This window comes from Zunongwangia atlantica 22II14-10F7, from assembly GCF_002094855.1.
Taxonomy (GTDB): domain Bacteria; phylum Bacteroidota; class Bacteroidia; order Flavobacteriales; family Flavobacteriaceae; genus Zunongwangia; species Zunongwangia atlantica.
The window spans coordinates 214,464-233,070 of the sequence record NZ_ARYN01000007.1; the positions used below are offsets into that span (position 1 = coordinate 214,464).

At 36.4% G+C, this 18,607-nt stretch carries 21 protein-coding genes; 11 read left to right on the forward strand and 10 right to left on the reverse strand.

Annotated features, from left to right (window positions below):
• Positions 1-24 precede the first annotated feature (24 nt).
• Positions 25-396, reverse strand: coding sequence for a ribosome silencing factor (rsfS, locus tag IIF7_RS09465; protein WP_084841435.1), 372 nt, complete (start codon positions 394-396; stop codon positions 25-27).
• A 93-nt stretch (positions 397-489) separates the two neighbouring features.
• Between rsfS and IIF7_RS09470 the strand changes: the two genes are divergently transcribed.
• Positions 490-1,221, forward strand: a complete 732-nt coding sequence (locus IIF7_RS09470; RefSeq protein WP_084841436.1) for a biotin--[acetyl-CoA-carboxylase] ligase — start codon at positions 490-492, stop codon at positions 1,219-1,221.
• Between the two features lie 60 nt (positions 1,222-1,281).
• Here IIF7_RS09470 and IIF7_RS09475 read toward each other — a convergent pair whose 3' ends face one another.
• Positions 1,282-1,671 (reverse strand): orotate phosphoribosyltransferase, encoded by a 390-nt coding sequence (locus IIF7_RS09475; RefSeq protein WP_084841437.1) that lies wholly within the window; start codon positions 1,669-1,671, stop codon positions 1,282-1,284.
• Position 1,672: 1 nt separating this feature from the next.
• Positions 1,673-2,317, reverse strand: coding sequence for an orotate phosphoribosyltransferase (gene pyrE, locus IIF7_RS09480; RefSeq protein ID WP_084841438.1), 645 nt, complete (start codon positions 2,315-2,317; stop codon positions 1,673-1,675).
• 7 nt (positions 2,318-2,324) lie between these two features.
• On the opposite strand from pyrE, the gene IIF7_RS09485 reads away from it, so the two are divergent.
• Positions 2,325-2,951 carry an NUDIX hydrolase gene (locus tag IIF7_RS09485; RefSeq protein WP_084841439.1) on the forward strand — a complete coding sequence of 209 codons (627 nt, stop codon included), beginning with the start codon at positions 2,325-2,327 and terminating at the stop codon, positions 2,949-2,951.
• Here IIF7_RS09485 and IIF7_RS09490 read toward each other — a convergent pair.
• The gene (locus IIF7_RS09490; RefSeq protein WP_084841440.1) at positions 2,935-4,686 is read right to left on the reverse strand and encodes a M14 family metallopeptidase; all 1,752 of its coding nucleotides are present in this window, start codon (positions 4,684-4,686) and stop codon (positions 2,935-2,937) included. The two genes, IIF7_RS09485 and IIF7_RS09490, sit on opposite strands and share 17 nt — an antisense overlap.
• A gap of 241 nt (positions 4,687-4,927) precedes the next feature.
• On the opposite strand from IIF7_RS09490, the gene IIF7_RS09495 reads away from it, so the two are divergent.
• The 3 genes from IIF7_RS09495 to IIF7_RS09505 are packed head-to-tail and all read left to right on the forward strand — an operon-like array spanning position 4,928 to position 9,112.
• The gene (locus IIF7_RS09495) at positions 4,928-6,220 is read left to right on the forward strand and encodes a PQQ-dependent sugar dehydrogenase (protein ID WP_084841441.1); all 1,293 of its coding nucleotides are present in this window, start codon (positions 4,928-4,930) and stop codon (positions 6,218-6,220) included.
• Positions 6,221-6,250: 30 nt separating this feature from the next.
• Complete coding sequence (locus tag IIF7_RS09500) at positions 6,251-8,539, forward strand: TonB-dependent receptor (RefSeq protein WP_245801601.1); 2,289 nt, start codon at positions 6,251-6,253, stop codon at positions 8,537-8,539.
• Positions 8,540-8,560: 21 nt separating this feature from the next.
• Positions 8,561-9,112 carry an HNH endonuclease gene (locus tag IIF7_RS09505; RefSeq protein WP_084841442.1) on the forward strand — a complete coding sequence of 184 codons (552 nt, stop codon included), beginning with the start codon at positions 8,561-8,563 and terminating at the stop codon, positions 9,110-9,112.
• Between the two features lie 210 nt (positions 9,113-9,322).
• Here the strand turns inward: IIF7_RS09505 and coaD are convergent, their stop codons facing one another.
• The gene (coaD, locus tag IIF7_RS09510) at positions 9,323-9,778 is read right to left on the reverse strand and encodes a pantetheine-phosphate adenylyltransferase (protein ID WP_084841443.1); all 456 of its coding nucleotides are present in this window, start codon (positions 9,776-9,778) and stop codon (positions 9,323-9,325) included.
• Positions 9,779-9,900: 122 nt separating this feature from the next.
• Here coaD and IIF7_RS09515 point away from each other — a divergent pair, with 122 nt between their 5' ends.
• Positions 9,901-10,458: a hypothetical protein gene (locus IIF7_RS09515; RefSeq protein WP_084841444.1), complete on the forward strand. Its 558-nt coding sequence runs from the start codon at positions 9,901-9,903 to the stop codon at positions 10,456-10,458.
• A gap of 5 nt (positions 10,459-10,463) precedes the next feature.
• Here the strand turns inward: IIF7_RS09515 and IIF7_RS09520 are convergent, their stop codons facing one another.
• The gene (locus IIF7_RS09520; RefSeq protein ID WP_084841445.1) at positions 10,464-11,438 is read right to left on the reverse strand and encodes a D-alanine--D-alanine ligase; all 975 of its coding nucleotides are present in this window, start codon (positions 11,436-11,438) and stop codon (positions 10,464-10,466) included.
• A gap of 106 nt (positions 11,439-11,544) precedes the next feature.
• On the opposite strand from IIF7_RS09520, the gene IIF7_RS09525 reads away from it, so the two are divergent.
• The 5 genes from IIF7_RS09525 to IIF7_RS09545 all read left to right on the forward strand — a co-directional run bounded on the left by IIF7_RS09525 (position 11,545) and on the right by IIF7_RS09545 (position 15,832).
• Positions 11,545-12,165 carry a PASTA domain-containing protein gene (locus tag IIF7_RS09525; RefSeq protein ID WP_084841446.1) on the forward strand — a complete coding sequence of 207 codons (621 nt, stop codon included), beginning with the start codon at positions 11,545-11,547 and terminating at the stop codon, positions 12,163-12,165.
• On the forward strand, positions 12,165-13,235 hold the full coding sequence (locus IIF7_RS09530) for an RluA family pseudouridine synthase (protein WP_084841447.1): 1,071 nt from the start codon (positions 12,165-12,167) through the stop codon (positions 13,233-13,235). The genes IIF7_RS09525 and IIF7_RS09530 overlap by 1 nt, the downstream gene beginning before the upstream one ends.
• 240 nt (positions 13,236-13,475) lie before the next feature.
• A complete protein-coding gene (gene yaaA / locus IIF7_RS09535; protein ID WP_084841448.1) occupies positions 13,476-14,237 on the forward strand; it encodes a peroxide stress protein YaaA in 762 nt (253 codons plus the stop codon).
• A gap of 258 nt (positions 14,238-14,495) precedes the next feature.
• Positions 14,496-15,161 carry an HAD family hydrolase gene (locus IIF7_RS09540; protein ID WP_084841449.1) on the forward strand — a complete coding sequence of 222 codons (666 nt, stop codon included), beginning with the start codon at positions 14,496-14,498 and terminating at the stop codon, positions 15,159-15,161.
• Between the two features lie 11 nt (positions 15,162-15,172).
• Entirely contained in the window at positions 15,173-15,832 is a 660-nt protein-coding gene (locus IIF7_RS09545) for a uracil-DNA glycosylase family protein (RefSeq protein ID WP_084841450.1), read from the forward strand.
• Positions 15,833-15,892: 60 nt separating this feature from the next.
• Here the strand turns inward: IIF7_RS09545 and IIF7_RS09550 are convergent, their stop codons facing one another.
• The 4 genes from IIF7_RS09550 to trpB all read right to left on the reverse strand — a co-directional run bounded on the left by IIF7_RS09550 (position 15,893) and on the right by trpB (position 18,447).
• Complete coding sequence (locus IIF7_RS09550; protein ID WP_084841451.1) at positions 15,893-16,027, reverse strand: 30S ribosomal protein THX; 135 nt, start codon at positions 16,025-16,027, stop codon at positions 15,893-15,895.
• An 8-nt stretch (positions 16,028-16,035) separates the two neighbouring features.
• Positions 16,036-16,179 carry a hypothetical protein gene (locus IIF7_RS20825; RefSeq protein WP_175487032.1) on the reverse strand — a complete coding sequence of 48 codons (144 nt, stop codon included), beginning with the start codon at positions 16,177-16,179 and terminating at the stop codon, positions 16,036-16,038.
• Positions 16,180-16,257: 78 nt separating this feature from the next.
• Complete coding sequence (gene trpA, locus IIF7_RS09555) at positions 16,258-17,025, reverse strand: tryptophan synthase subunit alpha (RefSeq protein WP_084841452.1); 768 nt, start codon at positions 17,023-17,025, stop codon at positions 16,258-16,260.
• 240 nt (positions 17,026-17,265) lie between these two features.
• The gene (gene trpB, locus IIF7_RS09560) at positions 17,266-18,447 is read right to left on the reverse strand and encodes a tryptophan synthase subunit beta (RefSeq protein WP_084841453.1); all 1,182 of its coding nucleotides are present in this window, start codon (positions 18,445-18,447) and stop codon (positions 17,266-17,268) included.
• Positions 18,448-18,607 lie beyond the last annotated feature (160 nt).

An 18,607-nucleotide genomic window follows, 5' to 3' on the forward strand; every position in this document is an offset into this window, starting at 1 on the left:
TTGGTCTTTCTTTCTTCTAAATAATTAATACTTTGTCTCTATAGAGGTAATTTTAGCGTCACCCCAAAGACTTTCGATGTCGTAAAACTCTCTAATATGCTTTTGGAATACATGAACAACTACGTTCACATAATCCATTAAAACCCACTCAGCATTCTCGCTACCTTCGATATGCCAGGGCTTATCTTTTAAAGCTTTACTAACGGATTTTTGAACGGAATTAACGATGGCGTTAACCTGTGTGTTAGAAGTACCGTTGCAGATAACAAAATAATCACAAACTGTATTATCAATCTCTCTTAAATCGAGGATATCTATATCATTTCCTTTTACGTCTTCAATTCCCTTAATGATATGTGCTATAAGTTGATCGCTGTTTGTTTCTTTTTTCGTCATTAAATTTATTTATTTACGCAAAGTTATGTTTTTTTGGCTTTTTATAGACCTACTTAACACAACATTTAGCGACAATCTTTTCTATATTCTATTATGCGTATAATCAAAGTTGATGCCATCCCCTCTACTAACGACTTCGTAAAGCAGTATTATACGGGTAATTCTAGCTTCGAACCGGTATGTGTTTCTGCAAGATTTCAAACTAAAGGAAAGGGGCAAAGAGGTACTGTTTGGAATGTAACTGCAGGCAAAAATCTAACATTCAGCTTACTTTATCCTAAAATTAAGCTAACTGTTAATCATCATTTTTTGCTAAGTGCCGTTGTTTCCCTTTCGGTGATAAATGTACTGCGGAAGTTTAACACTCCAAAATTAAGCGTAAAATGGCCCAACGACATAATGTCAGGAAACTTTAAGATTGGCGGAATTTTAATCGAAAATATCCTGAAGCATACTGACATCGCGGCCAGTATTATTGGAATTGGTTTAAATATAAATCAGGACGATTTTGGTGATTTAAAGCAGGCTTCTTCATTAAAACTTCAAACCGGTAATACTTTTAATCTGGATGAAATTTTAAATGCAATCCTGGAAGAACTTTCAAATCATTTAGAAGGACTTTCCGAGGAAAATGAAACACAAATTTTAGAAGAATATGCCGCTTTGATGTTTAAAAAAGATGTTGTGGCTGCTTTTCAGTATCCAAACGGAGATTTTTTTAACGGAATTATTCGCGGAGTGACCACAAACGGACTTTTAAATGTAGAAATTGAAGATGCTGTTTTTAAAACTTTCGATCTAAAAGAGGTGAAATTAATGTATTAAAAAAGCTGTTCTAAAATATCGAATTTTAAAACAGCTTCTAATTTTATCGAATTTCGAAATCTATAATTTCGAAATATTTTCACTTAGATTATTGATGAATTTTTGTAACGGACTTTTTACCATCATCGCCATCATGGCATTAAATTCACCATTAAATAAAAACTGAACTTCACTTCCTGTACCAGCTTCATTAATATGAATGCTTAGCGTGAAAGGAAACTTATCAGATCCAGACCCTAAAACCACAAGGTTTGGTTCATCTGTGTTTACGATTTTAAGAACGATCTCGGGCATTCCCTTCAACTGAAAAAGAAATTTCTCTGAAGATAAAACCTCAAATTTCTCTTTGCTGCTTGGCATTATTTGATCGTAATTCTCTACGTTCGTCAGGAAATTGTACATTTCCTGCTGGCTTTTACTGGCAGTTACTTTTGGGCTTTCTAAATTCATATTATTGTGGGCTCCAATTTGCAGGATCTTTTCTCCAGCTTTTTAATATTTCTACTTCAGATTCTTTAATATAACTTGTGCGTTGCGCTGTATCGATTAAATAATCGTAGTTGCTTAATGTATGTACATCAAGATCTGCGTTTTTAATATTTTCTTCAGCAATATCAAAACCATAAGAAAAAATAGCGAGCATACCCTTTACGTTAGCACCACTATCTCTTAAAGCTTTAACCGCATTTAAGCTGCTACCGCCAGTGCTTATTAGATCTTCGATCACCACTACAGTTTGCCCTGCTTCAAGATTTCCTTCGATCTGGTTTTTTCTTCCGTGAGATTTAGCTTCAGGTCTTACATAAACAAATGGCAGACTTAGATACTCTGCTACAAGCATTCCAATACCAATGGCACCGGTTGCTACCGCAGCAATTACATCTGGTTTTCCGTAAATTTCTTCAACCTGTTTAGCGAAATTCTCACGTATAAAGTTTCTAATCAAAGGATAAGATAAAACGATTCGATTGTCACAGTAAATAGGAGACTTCCATCCGCTGGCCCATGTAAAAGGCTCTTGTGGTTCTAATTTTATTGCTTTAATTTGCAATAACACTTCAGCAGTTTTTATTGCTGTTTCTTTATTTAAAATCATACTGCAAATGTATAAAGTTTTTGTGAATGATACCCCGATAATTCTTTCCACAAAAAAAGATTTGGGAGGCGAATATAAAACCTATTCTATCAAAACCGTACGATTAAAACGTTTAATTAGAAAAATTAATAAGGGTAAAATTACACATGTAAATCTTTATCATAGAAAAGAGGAAAAGCTTTTAAAGTTTCTACGGAAGCGAATAAGAGTTGTTGTGGCCGGCGGTGGCAAGGTTTATAATAAAAACGGAGAAATTCTTTTTATCTACAGAAATAAAAAATGGGATTTACCTAAAGGAAAGATTGAAAAAGGTGAAACCATAAAAGAATGTGCGATTCGTGAAGTTGCTGAAGAAACTGCAATTACAGGATTAGAAATCACTAGTTTTTTAAGAACTACTTTCCATATTTTTAAGCGCAAGGGGAAATATCGTCTAAAGGAAACCCATTGGTACAATATGACTAGTGATTATGAAGGTGAATTGATTCCGCAGGAAAAAGAAGGCATCGAAAAAGTAAAGTGGAAAAATCCTGAAAAAGCCGAAAAAGCCCTTAAAAACTCTTATGCCAACATAAAATTATTGTTTGAAGAAGACGAAATTACCGTTCCTAAAACCTCTAGCGTGGAATCCTGAAAATAGGATAGCGTAAATGTGCGGTTTCGTAATATTTAGAGTGTTTGTGAATCCATTCTAGTTGCGCATACCAATTTTGGGCAAAATCTGGATCGTTTGTTTTCTTATCCTCAAAAGTATCTTTTAAATCTGGATTTTTATCTAGCAGATCTTTAGCAATATCCTCGAATACATAAGGAGAGAAATGTTCTTTTTGCTGAAGTACGGTATCAAAATAATTCCAGTTGAAGAAAGAATCTTCTGCGGCTGGTTCTAACATTTCCAATAAATAGCGAACGCCGTCCTGAAAAGTGCTTACATAGTAATCACCCTTTCTGAATTTAATAGAATCCATACTAGCGGAAACTTCAGTATTACGATGCATATAATGCCCTTCGTAAGGAGAGTTTCCCGTTTGATAGTTTTCAATTTTATATTGCTGAACGTACATTGTGGTATCTTTTTCAAAAGCTTTCATCTTAATGTTATTCAACTTTAAAAGATCAATTACATTCCACCAACCTTGCGGAATAACGTAAGCTCTAGGAATATCGATACGGTCTTCAGCAACAAAATTGTTGAAATATTCGATGTCTTTTGTAAAAGCTTTGCTGCGGTCGTACTTTAAACGTTCGCCACCGGTAACCTCACTCGGTATCATTTTGCCCTCATATGCTTTAAATTCGCGGATACTTGGATCTTCCATATCTGGTTTATAGTGTACAGGATACCAGCGTTTGGTAAGATATTTTTTATTTTCAGCAGCTCTTAAGCCTTTTATTTTTTCAGATTGATTGTCGGTAATGGCAACCATAGATCGCATAAGCTCGTAAGTTCCCCAAACACGTTTATCGTAAGGCTTCAGCATATGTGTTTCTACCATCATTCCTAAAGTATTCCACATTGTCGTATAGCCCGTAGAATAGCGAGGATAATCTACAAATTGAGAAAATCCGTTTTCAGGAACTTCATTAAAAACATTCACATAAGGTGTAATATCAAGATTCTTTATTTTTAAGGAATCTTCTAAAGCCGGCATCATTTTTTCATCAAGATATTTACCAATATCGCCTCCCAACCTGTTGTGCTGAGTAAAAAGATGTGTTAATACATATTGATAATCTGCACCGTTGCTTACGTGATTATCTATAAAAACTTCTGGATCCAAATAATGGTAAATTTTATAAAAAGCACGGGCATTTTTAGAATCTGCTTTCGCAAAATCACGATTTAGATCGTAGTTACGAGCGTTTCCTCTAAATCCGTAAGCTTTTGGCCCATTTTGATTGGTTCTGGAAAATGAGTTTCTATTTAAAGCACCGCCAATATTGTAAACAGGAATAGTTGCGAGCACAACATTTTCTGGAACTTTGATCGAATCCTGCGCCATATCCCTAAACATCATCATCGTAGCATCGATACCATCACTTTCACCGGGATGAATTCCGTTTAAGACCAATAAAATACTCTTGTTTTCTTTGATTTTTGCAATGTCGAACTGCGCATCTGGATTAAAGATGGCTAGATGTAAAGGTTCTCCGCTATCGGTAGTATCAAATGCTTTTAGTTGTACAGAAGGGTAAGCTTTAGCCAGATCTTCGTAAAAACTGATTACGTTGGGATAAGTATCGGTTTCAGTTCCATTTGAAATTTCAAAACGAGTCGTAAAATCATAATCGTCCTGAAGCTGATATTTCGAAAAATCGCAGGAACCAAAAGCTATAATTATAATGCCTAAGAAAAGAATTCTTTTCATAAATACTAACTAACAACAAATATAGGTTGTAAACATACTTAAAATATGCTAAAGCCGCTAATTTAGAGTGCTAATAATAGATTCTTGTAAGAGAATACGTGATTTAAAATTGTAGGTTTTAGACTATGTTTTTTCACATAACATTTTATCTTCTTGCATTTTGCTGTTAAACTATACTTAATCCTTAGTAATGATTTTTCTGAAGTCTTATTTCAGATTATTTTCGGGAAAAAGCTAAGAAATGAAAAAGAAGACAATATTAAGTATTGGTTTGTCAACACTCATAGGTTTTTCAGGAATTGCGCAAATGCAGGAGGACTTACCTAAAAAGATGAAAGAGAAATTAGCGAAACAGCCACCAATAACTGTTCAAACTACCGTTGGACCTCTAGAGTTGCCTTCGCCATTTTCAACAAAATCTGTAGAGAAGCGAAGCGAGATCGTGCCATGGCCAGAAGGACAAATGCCAACAGCACCTGCAGGTTTTAAAGTTTCTAAATTTGCTGAAGATTTAGATCATCCTAGAAGATCTTATGTATCACCTAACGGAAAAGATATTTTTGTAGTAGAAAGTGATGATGCTAAGAAAAGTGCAAACAGAATTACACTTTTTAGAGATGCCAATAAGGATGGGAAGCCAGAACAACGTTTTGTTTTTGCTGAAGATCTAAATCAGCCTTACGGAATGCTAATTTTAGATGGTTATTTTTATGTCGCTAATGTGGATGCCATAAAAAGATGGTCTTATAAAGAAGGAATGACTTCCTTAGAAGGAGAAGGCGAATTGGTTAAGGAATTACCTGCCGGAGGTTATAACCACCACTGGACGCGTAATTTAATCGCAAGCAAAGACGGAAACAAATTGGTGGTTACCGTTGGATCTTCCAGTAACGCCGGTGAACACGGTATGGAAAAAGAAAAGCGCAGAGCAAATGTGCTTATGATGGATCCAGATGGTAGTAATGAGATCGTTTATGCGGCTGGTTTAAGAAATCCAGTTGGCGTAGATTATAATCCAATAACGGGAGAACTTTGGGCTGCCGTTAACGAACGTGATAAAATTGGTGATAATTTAGTGCCAGATTATGTAACTAGCGTTAAACAAGGTGGCTGGTATGGTTGGCCTTATTCATATTATGGAGATATTAAAGATCCAAGATGGCATAAAGAACCGCATAATGATATGGTGGAAAAAGCGATTATTCCAGATGTTCCGGTGGGATCACATACCGCATCTTTAGGAATCACTTTCTACGATAAAGATCAATTTCCTGAAAAATATAAAAACGGAGCTTTTGTAGGACAACATGGTTCATGGAATCGTTCAAATTTTGCAGGATATAAAGTGCTTTTTATTCCTTTTGATGCCAACGGAAAGCCACAGCAACCAGAAGATTTCTTAACCGGTTTTATTGCCAGTGAAGATGGCAGCAAAGTTTATGGTCGCCCGGTTGGAGTTACTACTTTACCAAACGGAGATCTATTGGTGAACGATGATAACGGCGGAGTAGTGTGGAGAGTTTCTGCGGAATAATAAGTAATTTCGTTTCTTAAAAAAGAACAATTGAAGAAAATAATTATCGCGCTAATATTGGTGATTTGCGCACAACAATCTTTTTGTCAGAATCTGAAGGGACAAATTTTAAATGAAACAACTTCTGAAGCGATCGCAAATGTAAATATCATTGCAGCCTCAGAAGTTGTTGCTGTTTCAGGTAAAGATGGTTTTTTTAATATTCAGAATATAGACTTTCCGGTAGTTTTAAAATTCAGCGCCATAGGATTTGAAACACAAAAGCTAAGATTCGATAAAAATGACACTAATTTTAAAGTTTACCTGGCACCCTCGAACGAGTCACTTTCCGAAGTAAAATTAAGAAGTACGTTAATCCCAACCGAACTCCAAAAAACACCCGCAGCGGTAAGTTTGCTTTCCAAAAACGATCTGGAAAGAACAGATGCTACAAATTTTGTCGATAACCTTAATTATGTGCCCGGGGTTTATGTCAATCAGGGAGCTTTAAATACCAATAAGATCAATATTCGCGGAATTGGAGGTAGAGCGCAATATACTACGAATAGAATTCAGGCGTATTTCGACGGAATTCCGCTGGCAACCGCAGAAGGCTCCCTCACTTTAGATGATATCGGCCAGGAATCTTTAGAACGTGTTGAGGTGATAAAAGGTCCAACAAGTAGTATTTACGGCGCCGGACTTGGTGGGTCGATAAACCTGTATTCCGCAGATCCCGGAGCAAATGAAAGTCGGGTTGGTGTAAAAGTGCAGGGAGGAAGTTACAATACCTGGAAAAAATCTGATGTAATTTCTATAAATGGAGCAAATTCTTCAGTTTTTGCGACCTATAATCATGTGCAAAGTGACGGCTGGCGCGAGAATGGTTCTTACGATAGAAAATCTGGACTTGTGAATGCAAAAGTGCTGACTTCAGGAAAAAATAGTCTGTCGTTTTTGGCCAATTTCGTCAAACTAAAAGCTTATATCCCAAGTTCGATAAATGAGGACGATTTTTTAAACGATCCAGAAAGTGCCGCATACACCTGGGGAGCTTCCAGAGGTTACGAAAGTTATGATCGTGGTTTGTTAGGTGTGAGTTATAATCATCATTTTTCTGAAAATTTCACCAATCAAACCAGTGTATTCTTAAGTTTTAGAAATGGCTACGAGCCAAGACCATTCGATATTTTAAAAGAAGAGCGATTATCTGCCGGAGCAAGAACCAATTTTAGCCTTTCTACAAAACTTTTTGAATTGCCTTCAGAATTTAGTTTTGGCGCGCAATATTATAATGAATGGTACGAAACCGGAACTTTTGAAAATTTATACGAAGATTTCGATAATCTTGGTAGTGTGCGTGGAGAACGCTTAAGTAATAATGAGCAGGATCGCCATTATGCGAATTTCTTTGCGCAATTAAATATAGATTTGAGCGAACGTTTGTTGTTAGAAGCCGGCTTAAATTTTAACACAACCGCTTATAGTTTAGATGATTTTTATGCTGAAGATAATATCGATCAAACCGGCAGTTATACTTTTGATGCCGTTTTTTCTCCAAGATTGGGTTTGTCTTATGAAGTTGCTAAACGGAAGAATATTTACGCATCTGTAAGCCATGGGTTTTCTACACCAACCGTTGCTGAAACTTTGACTCCGGAAGGGCAAATAAACACCGATCTAAAAGCTGAAACAGGATTTAATTACGAAATAGGTTTTAAAGGAAACTGGTTAAATAATCGATTATATACTGAAGTTTCTTTGTACAGCATCCAGGTGAGAAATTTATTGGTGGCGCAAAGAGTTGCTGAAGATCAATATGTTGGAATCAACGCGGGTAAAACCGATCATAACGGAATTGAATTCTTCGGAAAATATAGCTTAGATCTTACTGAAAACTGGCAGGTGAGTCCGTTTATAAACGCTGCCTTCAACTTTTTTGAGTTCGATCGTTTTGTGAATGAAGAAGTAGATTATTCGGGGAATGAACTACCAGGAGTTCCAAAACATACTTTAAATGCAGGATTTGATTTTAGTACAGATTTTGGTTTCAGTTTCAATGCACTTTATAGAAATGTAGGTGAAATTCCGCTAAACGATGCAAATGCGCTGTATACAAATTCTTATGATCTGGTAAATCTAAAAGCAGCGTATGCTTTTGATATTATAAAGGATCTTCAGCTAAATATTTACGGCGGAATAAATAATGTTTTTGATGAACATTATGCCGCCAGTGTTTTACCAAATGCGGTTGGTTTTGGTGGCGCCGCACCACGATATTATTATCCTGGCTATCCGCGTAATTATTTTACAGGCGTAGCAGTTAATTATTTTTTCTAAATTGAAGTAAATACAATCCCTATGATACGAAGTTATTTTAATGAACAGTGGAAAGAAGTCGAGTTTGGCGATAATGTTTCAGATGAAATTCGCTATAAAATTTCCAATTTAGGCCGAGTAATTAAAATTACTGAAGAAGGTGAAGAACTTCAGGAAAAGCGACTGGGCAATGGTTACGAAATGATTCGTATAAAACTTAAAAATGGTGTTTGGTCCAGCCGATATACTCATAAAATTTTAGCTGAAAATTTCTTGGAACCAAAAGAGGGGCAACGCTACGTAATTCATTTAAATTACGATAAGACCGATAATCGCTTAGAGAATTTGCAATGGGCCACAAAGCGAGAAAAAGAGATCCATCAGTTTAGTAATCCTGATAATAAGAATATTAAAAGAAAGCTTCCTAGCCACGCAAAACTAACTGAAACTAAAGTGAAGTTTATTAAGCGTAAGATCTTTGATCCTAACAGAAGAACACGTTTAAAAATGATCGCTAAACAATTTGGGATTTCAGAAATGCAGTTACACCGAATCAAAACCGGAGAAAACTGGGGACACGTGACGGAGTATTAAATTTTAGATCGCTAGAGCTGTTAGATACTAGATTTTAGAATAGAGATAATAAAAAATAGATGTTTGGGAAGTGATATTGTAGGTTTTTAGAAGGCATTTTTAAAATTTTTCATTTTGCAATGCAATATGAAAAATTAAAAGTGAAACTTACTCACTACTCACTACTCACTACTCACTACTCACTACTCACTACTCACTACTCACTACTCACTACTCACTACTCACCGAATCCGGCACCATAAACTCATATTTTCCGCCGTGTTGCATCACATCTCTTACAATGGTAGAAGAAATATGTTCAAAGCCAGAAGAAGCGATTAGAAAAACAGTTTCGATATTTTCCATTTTGTAGTTGGTTTGGCCAATAGCTTTTTCAAATTCCAAATCGATCCCGTTTCTAAGTCCGCGAAGTAAGAATTTAGCGTCAATTTCTTTGCAAAAATCAACTGTTAGTCCGCTGTAGGTGGTTACCTTAATTTTAGACTCGTTTTGGAAGGTTTTTTCAAGGAATTCAAGTCGTTTTTCTAAAGAAAACATATACTTTTTACTGCTGTTGGTTCCAATTGCCAGAACGATTTCATCAAAAAGAGGAAGTCCTCTTTCAATAATATCTACATGCCCTAAAGTAATAGGATCAAAAGATCCCGGAAATACTGCTCTTTTCATAGAAAATCGATTATCAATACTAAGGTCTTATAAAAAAAGAAGGAAACAAAATTTCAATTGATATTATAGAGGTAAGCGTTATTTTTATATATTCGTCTTTTCGGAAACGCATCGATCAAAAAATGAACAGAATCATCACAGTATTAGTAATTTTTATTTTTTCAAGTTCAGCTTTAAAAGCACAAAACGCTTCCGTAGAAAAATCCTTATTTGGGATTCAAACTGGTGTTTTAGGGATTTGGGGATATAATGAGTCGAGATTAGCAGATCAGTTTGCACTAAGAACAGAAATTGGATTTGATGCCGGATTATGGGGAGGAACACATTATGAGAATAGCGTTAACTATGCTTTGATTCCGTTAATTAAAATTGAACCTCGTTGGTATTATAATATTAAAAAGAGAGGAAGAAAAGAAAGGAATACGTGGAATAATGGCGCTAATTATTTAAGTTTAGAAACGACTTTACATTCAGATTTGTTTGTAATTTCGAATGATCGTAATCATAGTACTGCCAATACTCTGGATTTTATTCCGAAATGGGGAATTAAGCGGAATATTGGCCAACACTTTGGGTTTGAAATTGCTATTGGGCCAATTGGTTATGGCATAAATCTGGATGAAACTAGCAATCACGGTTACACAGGTACATTCGATTTAAAAATCGGCTATAATTTTTAACAATCTTAGCTTAAAGCCGCTTCTATTGCGCTACCATATAAATCTTGTAAGCTAATACCTGCTTTCGCTGCCTGCTGAGGTAAAATACTGGCCTGGCTTAATCCCGGTGTGGTGTTCATTTCAATAAAATGTGGTTCGCCGTTATGGAATATAAATTCAGAGCGTGTAAAACCTTTCATCTTTAATTTCTGATAGATCAGTTTAGCGATTTCCTGAACCTTTTTTGTGTCTTCTTCTGAAATTCTTGCAGGAGTGATCTCCTGAGATTTGCCCAGATATTTCGCTTCATAATCGAAGAATTCATTTTCTGAAACAATTTCGGTTACCGGAAGTGCAAGTAATTCACCATTATAAGTAATTACACCCACTGAAACTTCAGTGCCATCAAGGAAAGATTCGATAATTGCTTCATCATCTTCCTGAAATGCATTTTGTGCCGCTCGATATAATTCGTCTTTTTGCTTCACCTTTGTAATGCCAAAGCTACTTCCGGCACGATTCGCCTTTACAAAACAGGGAAGTCCCACTTTATCAATAATGGCTTCAGTATCTACAATATCACCTTTATTTAGAAAATAGTTTTTAGCGGTTTTAATTCCGTAGGGCTGTAAAACGCTAATAAGATCACGCTTGTTAAAAGTTAACGCCGATTGATAATGATCTGCTGCCGTTTGCGGAATATTCAGCAATTCCAAATAGGCTTGCAATAATCCGTTTTCACCTGGTGTGCCGTGAATGGTATTAAAAACACAGTCAAATTTGATGATTTCACCATTAATTTTTACCGTGAAATCACTTCTATTTATGGGATACGGAGTATCATCTGCAGCTACTACAAACCACTCATTTTGTAAAATATGCACGCGGTAAGGCTCGTATTTATCAAGATCCAGGTTTTCGTAAACCATGTTTCCACTATTTATAGAAATGCGGTATTCACTTGAAAAACCGCCCATTGCGATGGCAATTTTCTTCTTCATATTCAATATATCGGGTTATGTAGCGTTTAAAACAAAAATATCACGAAAAAAGGGTGTCACCAAAACCAAGGTGTTTTTATATCTTTGCTTTTTATTTTGTAAATATATGGGATTGTTCAGATTCATTTTCAGTAAAACATTTTTAATTCAGCTGGTGCTGGCAATTATTTTAGTAGTAGTGTTGGGCTATGCAACTATGCAGTGGCTAGATTACACTACAAACCAGGGAGATCGTATAGAAGTGCCTAACCTGGCCGAGCTATCTTTAAGCGATGTGGAAACAATGTTAAAGGAAAAGGATCTGAGATATGAGATTTTGGATTCGGCTAATTTTAATCCGGATTATCCAAGATTTTCTGTAATAGAGCAAGTCCCAAAAGCTGGGAAATTTGTAAAAGAAAATAGAAAAATATATCTGACTTTAAATCCATCTGGTTATCGTAAAATAGTGATCCCAGATCTTATTCGTCGTACGCGCAGACAGGCCGAGCCGACTTTAAAGTCTCTGGGTTTCGAGATTGGTGAGATTACTTACAAGCCAGATATTGCTGAAGATGCCGTTTTAGAGCTTCGTCATAACGGAGAACTAATAGAAGCAGGAGACGAATTAATGAAAACCTCTAAGATCGACCTTGTTTTAGGAGATGGCTCTGGAAGCTATGGTCAACCTGTAGAAGAGGATAGTTTAGAGACCGAGGAAACGAACGACGATCAATTTGATTTTTAATGAAGGAGCATCCTGAAGAAAATAACGAGCTTGAAGAGCAGCTGGACGACCAGAATGACGAAACGCTTTACGAGCATCATAAATTTATTGCTGAAAAGGGCCAAAATCCCCTACGAGTAGATAAATATTTGATGAATTATATCGAGAAAGCAACTCGTAATAAAATTCAAAAGGCAGCAAAAGATGGGAATATTTATGTTAATGATGTTCCTGTAAAACAAAATTATAAAGTAAAAGCCGGTGATGTGGTGCAGGTAATGTTCGAGCATCCGCCGTATGAGTTTTTACTTACTCCAGAGAATATTCCGTTGGATATCGTTTATGAAGATGATACTGTTCTTGTAGTGAATAAACCGGCAGGAATGGTGGTGCATCCAGGGCATGGAAATTATAGCGGAACCTTGATTAATGCACTGGTGTATCATTTCGAAAACTTGCCAAATAACAGCAGTGATCGTCCTGGTTTGGTGCATCGAATCGATAAAGATACCAGCGGACTTTTAGTGATCGCTAAGACCGAACATGCTATGGCGCATTTATCGAAGCAGTTTTTCGATAAAACGAGTGAGCGCGAGTATGTAGCCATGGTTTGGGGAAATGTTGAAGAAGATGAAGGAACGGTTGAAGGAAATATTGGAAGACATCCAAAAAACAGACTCCAGAATACCGTTTACGAAGGTGATGATGCTGAAAAAGGGAAACCCGCCGTAACTCATTTTAAAGTTTTAGAGCGTTTTGGTTATGTTACTTTGGTGGCTTGTAAATTAGAAACAGGTAGAACGCACCAGATTCGTGTGCACATGAAGTATATTGGGCATACCCTTTTTAACGATGAACGCTATGGTGGCGAGAAGATTCTAAAAGGGACAACCTTTACCAAATACAAGCAATTTGTAGAGAATTGTTTTAAAGTATTACCAAGGCAGGCACTTCACGCAAAAACTTTAGGCTTTACACATCCAAAAACAGGGGAGTGGATGAGCTTTAATTCAGAATTGCCAGAAGATATGGTGGGCGCGATAGAGAAGTGGCGTAACTATGCCAAGAACCAGAAAGAAATGCTAGAGTAGTTTAGCGAAATTCGATAAAATATAAGACCTTTTTATTGCTGTATAAATAAGTAATTGAAGGTCTTTTTTATTTTCGGGAATCGAAGTCTTATCTTCGTGAAAGTTTAAATTTAGGAGTTCAAGCTCTGCCGATAATTATCGGAATTTATTCAGCATCTCATTATTTTTTAATGAGTCCCGAAACAAGGCAGCCTCTCTGGATGGCAAGTTTAGGGAGAAACGAAAAAACAGAAAAGAAAAATGAAAATAGTTGTTTCACCAGCGAAGAGTCTGGATTACGAATCAAAATTACCTACTACTCGAGGAACGCAACCTGCTTTTTTAGAAACCACGGGAAAACTGAATCGAAAATTGGCCAGAATGACCAAAAAAGAGATTTCAGAATTAATGAGTATTAGCGATAAGCTTGCTGATCTAAATTATACCCGTTACCAGGAATTTGAAGAAGATCATACCAAAAAGAATTCTCGCCCGGCAATGTATGCGTTTAATGGCGATGTTTATAATGGTTTAGATGCGTATACACTTCCAGAAGAAAAGTTGGATGATATTCAAAATACACTTAGAATTCTTTCTGGTTTGTACGGAATTTTAAAACCCCTCGATCTAATTCAGCCATATCGTTTGGAGATGGGAACTAAAATCGGGATCGAAAGTAAGGACACGCTTTATGAGGTTTGGAAAGAAAAAGTGACCGATTATTTGAATTCAGAATTAGAAGAAGATGAGTTGTTTGTGAATCTTGCGAGCAACGAATATTTTAAAGCAGTGGATACTAAAGCTTTAAAAGTTCCGGTAATTTCTCCTGTTTTTAAAGATTACAAAAACGGAAAATTAAAGATTATCAGTTTTTATGCAAAGAAAGCTCGTGGTTCTATGGTGCGATATATTATCGATTCTTCAGCGAAATCTTTAGAAGATATTAAAGGCTTCGATTACGACGACTATAAATTCAGTGCAGAGCATACCGAGAAAGAAAACGAACCAGTTTTTATTCGATAAAACTATATAAAAAGTCATTCTGAATTTATTTCAGAATCTCATCATGCAGATTATTTCTCTTTTATGCGAACCTGAAACGAGCCCGCCTGCCGGACGAACAGGATTAGCTTGACAAAAATTGACTTTTTAAATAGTATTTTAACTGAAATTCTAGTGTAATATTTCAATTTAAACACCTAACCAAAACTTAATATTAGCTAAAACTAGCTTTATTTCTTTGGAAGTAATTTCGTAGAAAAATCCAAAAAACCAATAAGCATGGCTGAAATTAAAGCAGCAATTTTCGATTTCGACGGTACATTAGTAGATTCAGAGCATTATCATTACAATTCCTGGGTTGAAGTTTTAAAAGATTACGACGCTCAGCTAGACTACGATTATTATATAAAAACTTATGCAGGTACGCCTTCGCCAATTAATGCAAAGGCGATCGTAGTCCAATTTGATCTGCCAATTTCGGAAGAAGAGCTAACCTACAAGCGCGAGCGAATGGCTGAAAAACTGGTAAAAGAATCTGAAGTTGAATTTATGCCGTTCGCTATAGAAACCTTAGATTTCTTCAAGGCAAAGGGAATTCCTATTTATTTGGTTACCGGTAGTCCACGGAATAATGTTGAGTTTCTTTTGGAGAAAACCGGTATCGCAAAATATTTTGAATTTGAGATTACCAGAACCGATGTGGAAAATAGCAAACCAGATCCTGAAAGTTACCTTACCGCGATCGAAAAGATCAAACTGCCAAAGGAAAATATGATCGTTTTTGAAGATACCAGAACCGGAGTAGCTTCAGCAAAGGGAGCCGGATTAGAATGTCTGGCAATTCAGGGGAATCCTAATTTAAAGGAAAATGTAGAGGCTGCAGATAAGATTTTTGATGATCTTCAGCAGGCAACACAGTACTTAGAAAAAGAAGGCAGAATTTAAACAATATCGATATTTTTCATCATAAACATCCATTTCCGCTATTTATTCCTGAAGGTGCTACCAAACTTATTGTTGGTACGTTGCCGCCACCGCGTTTTACGCAGCGTAGACTAAAAGAGCGGGATGTTGATTTTTGCTACGGAAGTCAGGATGGTTTACTTTGGCCAATTTTAGACCGAATTTTTGAATTAGAACTGATCTACGATAATTCAGAAGCAGCCGTTTTACAGCGAAAGAGTTTTCTTCAGAAACGAGGAATAGGTATTTGTGACGTGGTTGAAAGTAGTTTTAGGGAAAAAATCGATGCTTCAGATCTGGGAATGCAAAAGGTGAAGCTTAGAAATATGCTTCAGATTCTACGAAAGCATCCAAAGATCGATACGTTATTATTTACCGGTGGAAATAGTAAAAACGGACCGGAATATTTTTTCAGAAGACATTTAAAAGATTCCGAAGAAAATATAAAACTGAAGATCGTAAATAACGAGCCGCCAAGAATTCATCAATTTGTTTTGGATGGACGATTAATAAAAACCGTTTCATTAATTGCACCGTCTGGAGCAGCGAATATGGCGGTTGGAAGTATGCAGCTTTATAAAGAATTGAAGGCTAAAAATCCCAAATTTAATACGTTGGATTTTCGAGTGCTTCAGTATAAGGAATTCTTTTAGATAGCAATAAAAACAAAACCCTCAGAAAATCTGAGGGTTTTATGGTGTTCTAAATAAATATCATTGTAAATCTTTTTTGTCTTGCTCTGCAAGAGTGGTTGGCTTTACTTTAAACTTTTTACGCTTAGGTCGTAGTTTACCGGTGGTTCCGATTGCTATTTTCCCTCGTTTAGTTTTTTTATCGCCTCTTCCCATAAATCTATTTACTTTTTATTTTGTTGATCTTTGATCGTTTTCTCGTCGATATCTACTTTATTGGTAGTTTCGTTTCTATTTCCACTTGGTTGCGTGGGATTAGATTGTTCTGTTTTTCTCGATTTGTGATTATCTTTAATAGGACCTCCCATAATTCTGTGTTTTTATGATTCAACTTAAAGATAAGAATCGATACTCTTAAAACCTGCTAATAGCTTGTTAGACTTTGGTTAAACCGGCCGAACTGATTTTACAAAATCTTTGATATTGTTTTTACCATGCTTGTTTAAATGCTTAATAAAAGCACTCCCAATAATGGCACCTTTTGCATATTTAGTGGCGTCATTAAACGTATCTTCGTCACTGATTCCAAATCCAACAACCTGCGGATTTTTCAGTTTCATGTCTGCAATTCGTTTAAAATAAGCTTTAGTTTCTTCACCAAAACCTTTAGTGCTTCCTGTAACGCTGGCGGTACTTACCATATAAATGAATCCGTCGGAAACTTCATCTATAAAACGAATACGTTCTTCGGAAGTTTGCGGCGTGATCAGGAAAATATTTTTTAGTCCGTGTTTATCGAATATCGGCTTATAATTATCGTTATAAACATCTACTGGAAGATCTGGAATTATGAGTCCGTCGACACCAACTTCTTCGCATTTTGCGCAGAATTTTTCGACACCAAACTGAAGAATAGGGTTAAAATATCCCATTATTATAAGTGGAATAGAAACTTCTGGACGAATATCTTTTAACTGCTCAAAAAGTTTATTGGTGGTCATTCCACTTTTTAGCGCAATGGTAGAACTCTCCTGAATTGTTGGTCCATCGGCTAAAGGATCACTAAACGGAAGCCCAATTTCGATAAAATCGACACCATTTTTTTCCAGGCTTTTAATGATCTCTACCGTGTCGTTAATTTCAGGATATCCTGAAGTAAAATATATAGAAAGCAGTTTTTTGTCTTCCTGCAGTTTTTCTTTAATTCTGTTCATTTTTTTAATTTTTTAGCCTTCAGTAAAGAGCTTTTAGCTTTCAGCTTCTTTTCAATATTCGCAATTTGAGCTATGAAATTTTGAATACGTCACCCTGAACCTGCCCGTCCGGCAGGCGGGCTTGATTCAGGGTCTCATCCTATAATTTAAAATCATTTATCTAACTCGAATTATGAGATTCCGTGTCGAGCACGGAATGACGATAATTACACTTTAAATTTTATAGAATGTCAACAAATACTATAATTCAAAATAATCGATATACGTATTTAAATCTTTATCGCCACGGCCAGAAAGATTTACAACAACTACATCATCTTCTTTAAATTTTCGATCTTCAAAAATCGCAAGAGCGTGAGAGGATTCGATCGCTGGGATAATTCCTTCCAGTTTTGCTAATTGTAAGCCGGCTTTCATTGCGGCATCATCGGTAATCGAAATAAATTCTCCACGACCACTTCTAAATAAATGCGCATGCATTGGCCCAACTCCCGGATAATCTAAACCAGCCGAAATCGAATACGGCTCGGTTATTTGTCCGTCGTCAGTCTGCATCAACAAAGTCTTACTTCCGTGGATTATTCCTTCTTTTCCTAAAGCTGAGGTTGCAGCACTTTCACCGGTATAAATTCCTTTTCCGGCAGCTTCAACAGCGATAATTCCAACTTCCGGAGTGTCTAAATAATGAAAAAATGCACCAGCGGCATTACTACCGCCACCCACACAAGCCACGACATAATCTGGATTTTCACGATTTTCTTTTTCTTTAAGTTGCGTTTTAATTTCTTCGGAAATCACCGCCTGAAATCTCGCCACCATATCGGGATAAGGATGTGGCCCAACAACAGATCCAATGATGTAATGCGTGTCAACCGGATTATTGATCCAATCGCGAATGGCTTCGTTGGTTGCATCTTTCAAGGTTTTACTACCCGATTTGGCCGGAACGACTTTAGCACCCAACATTTTCATTCGTGCAACATTTGGTGCCTGGCGTTCAATATCGATCTCGCCCATATACACGATACACTCAATTCCCATTAGCGCACAAACCGTAGCTGTTGCAACTCCGTGTTGGCCGGCACCGGTTTCAGCAATAATTCGGTTTTTACCCAAGCGTTTTGCCATTAAGATCTGGCCAATGGTATTATTAACTTTGTGTGCACCTGTATGGCAAAGATCCTCACGTTTTAAATATACTTTGGTATTATATTTTTTACTGAAACGCTCGGCATAATAAAGTGGAGTAGGGCGACCTACATAATCTTTTAAAAGCGCCTTGAATTCTTTCTGAAAAGAATCTTCTTTCATAATGTCTAAATACTGCTTGCGCAATTCTTCTACATTAGGATACAGCATTTCGGGAATAAAGGCGCCACCAAATTCGCCATAATATCCTTTTTCGTCTGCTTGGTATGTCATTTTATTTAGCTTTTTAGCACAGAGCATTCAGCTCTCAGCTATTTATTTTAGTTATAGTTAACAGTTTTTTGCCTTACAGCTTTCGGCAATTAGGCGGTTCAATCTCATTTAAAATTCAGCATTCAGCATTCAGAATATGTATTTTTTCCATTTTCAAATC

What these genes read in the sequence shown, in the direction of transcription:
- rsfS (WP_084841435.1), bottom strand. Translation starts at nt 396, where the DNA reads ATGACGAAAAAAGAAACAAACAGCGATCAACTTATAGCACATATCATT.
- IIF7_RS09470 (WP_084841436.1), top strand. Translation starts at nt 490, where the DNA reads ATGCGTATAATCAAAGTTGATGCCATCCCCTCTACTAACGACTTCGTA.
- IIF7_RS09475 (WP_084841437.1), bottom strand. Translation starts at nt 1,671, where the DNA reads ATGAATTTAGAAAGCCCAAAAGTAACTGCCAGTAAAAGCCAGCAGGAA.
- pyrE (WP_084841438.1), bottom strand. Translation starts at nt 2,317, where the DNA reads ATGATTTTAAATAAAGAAACAGCAATAAAAACTGCTGAAGTGTTATTG.
- IIF7_RS09485 (WP_084841439.1), top strand. Translation starts at nt 2,325, where the DNA reads ATGTATAAAGTTTTTGTGAATGATACCCCGATAATTCTTTCCACAAAA.
- IIF7_RS09490 (WP_084841440.1), bottom strand. Translation starts at nt 4,686, where the DNA reads ATGAAAAGAATTCTTTTCTTAGGCATTATAATTATAGCTTTTGGTTCC.
- IIF7_RS09495 (WP_084841441.1), top strand. Translation starts at nt 4,928, where the DNA reads ATGAAAAAGAAGACAATATTAAGTATTGGTTTGTCAACACTCATAGGT.
- IIF7_RS09505 (WP_084841442.1), top strand. Translation starts at nt 8,561, where the DNA reads ATGATACGAAGTTATTTTAATGAACAGTGGAAAGAAGTCGAGTTTGGC.
- coaD (WP_084841443.1), bottom strand. Translation starts at nt 9,778, where the DNA reads ATGAAAAGAGCAGTATTTCCGGGATCTTTTGATCCTATTACTTTAGGG.
- IIF7_RS09515 (WP_084841444.1), top strand. Translation starts at nt 9,901, where the DNA reads ATGAACAGAATCATCACAGTATTAGTAATTTTTATTTTTTCAAGTTCA.
- IIF7_RS09520 (WP_084841445.1), bottom strand. Translation starts at nt 11,438, where the DNA reads ATGAAGAAGAAAATTGCCATCGCAATGGGCGGTTTTTCAAGTGAATAC.
- IIF7_RS09525 (WP_084841446.1), top strand. Translation starts at nt 11,545, where the DNA reads ATGGGATTGTTCAGATTCATTTTCAGTAAAACATTTTTAATTCAGCTG.
- IIF7_RS09530 (WP_084841447.1), top strand. Translation starts at nt 12,165, where the DNA reads ATGAAGGAGCATCCTGAAGAAAATAACGAGCTTGAAGAGCAGCTGGAC.
- yaaA (WP_084841448.1), top strand. Translation starts at nt 13,476, where the DNA reads ATGAAAATAGTTGTTTCACCAGCGAAGAGTCTGGATTACGAATCAAAA.
- IIF7_RS09540 (WP_084841449.1), top strand. Translation starts at nt 14,496, where the DNA reads ATGGCTGAAATTAAAGCAGCAATTTTCGATTTCGACGGTACATTAGTA.
- IIF7_RS09550 (WP_084841451.1), bottom strand. Translation starts at nt 16,027, where the DNA reads ATGGGAAGAGGCGATAAAAAAACTAAACGAGGGAAAATAGCAATCGGA.
- IIF7_RS20825 (WP_175487032.1), bottom strand. Translation starts at nt 16,179, where the DNA reads ATGGGAGGTCCTATTAAAGATAATCACAAATCGAGAAAAACAGAACAA.
- trpA (WP_084841452.1), bottom strand. Translation starts at nt 17,025, where the DNA reads ATGAACAGAATTAAAGAAAAACTGCAGGAAGACAAAAAACTGCTTTCT.
- trpB (WP_084841453.1), bottom strand. Translation starts at nt 18,447, where the DNA reads ATGACATACCAAGCAGACGAAAAAGGATATTATGGCGAATTTGGTGGC.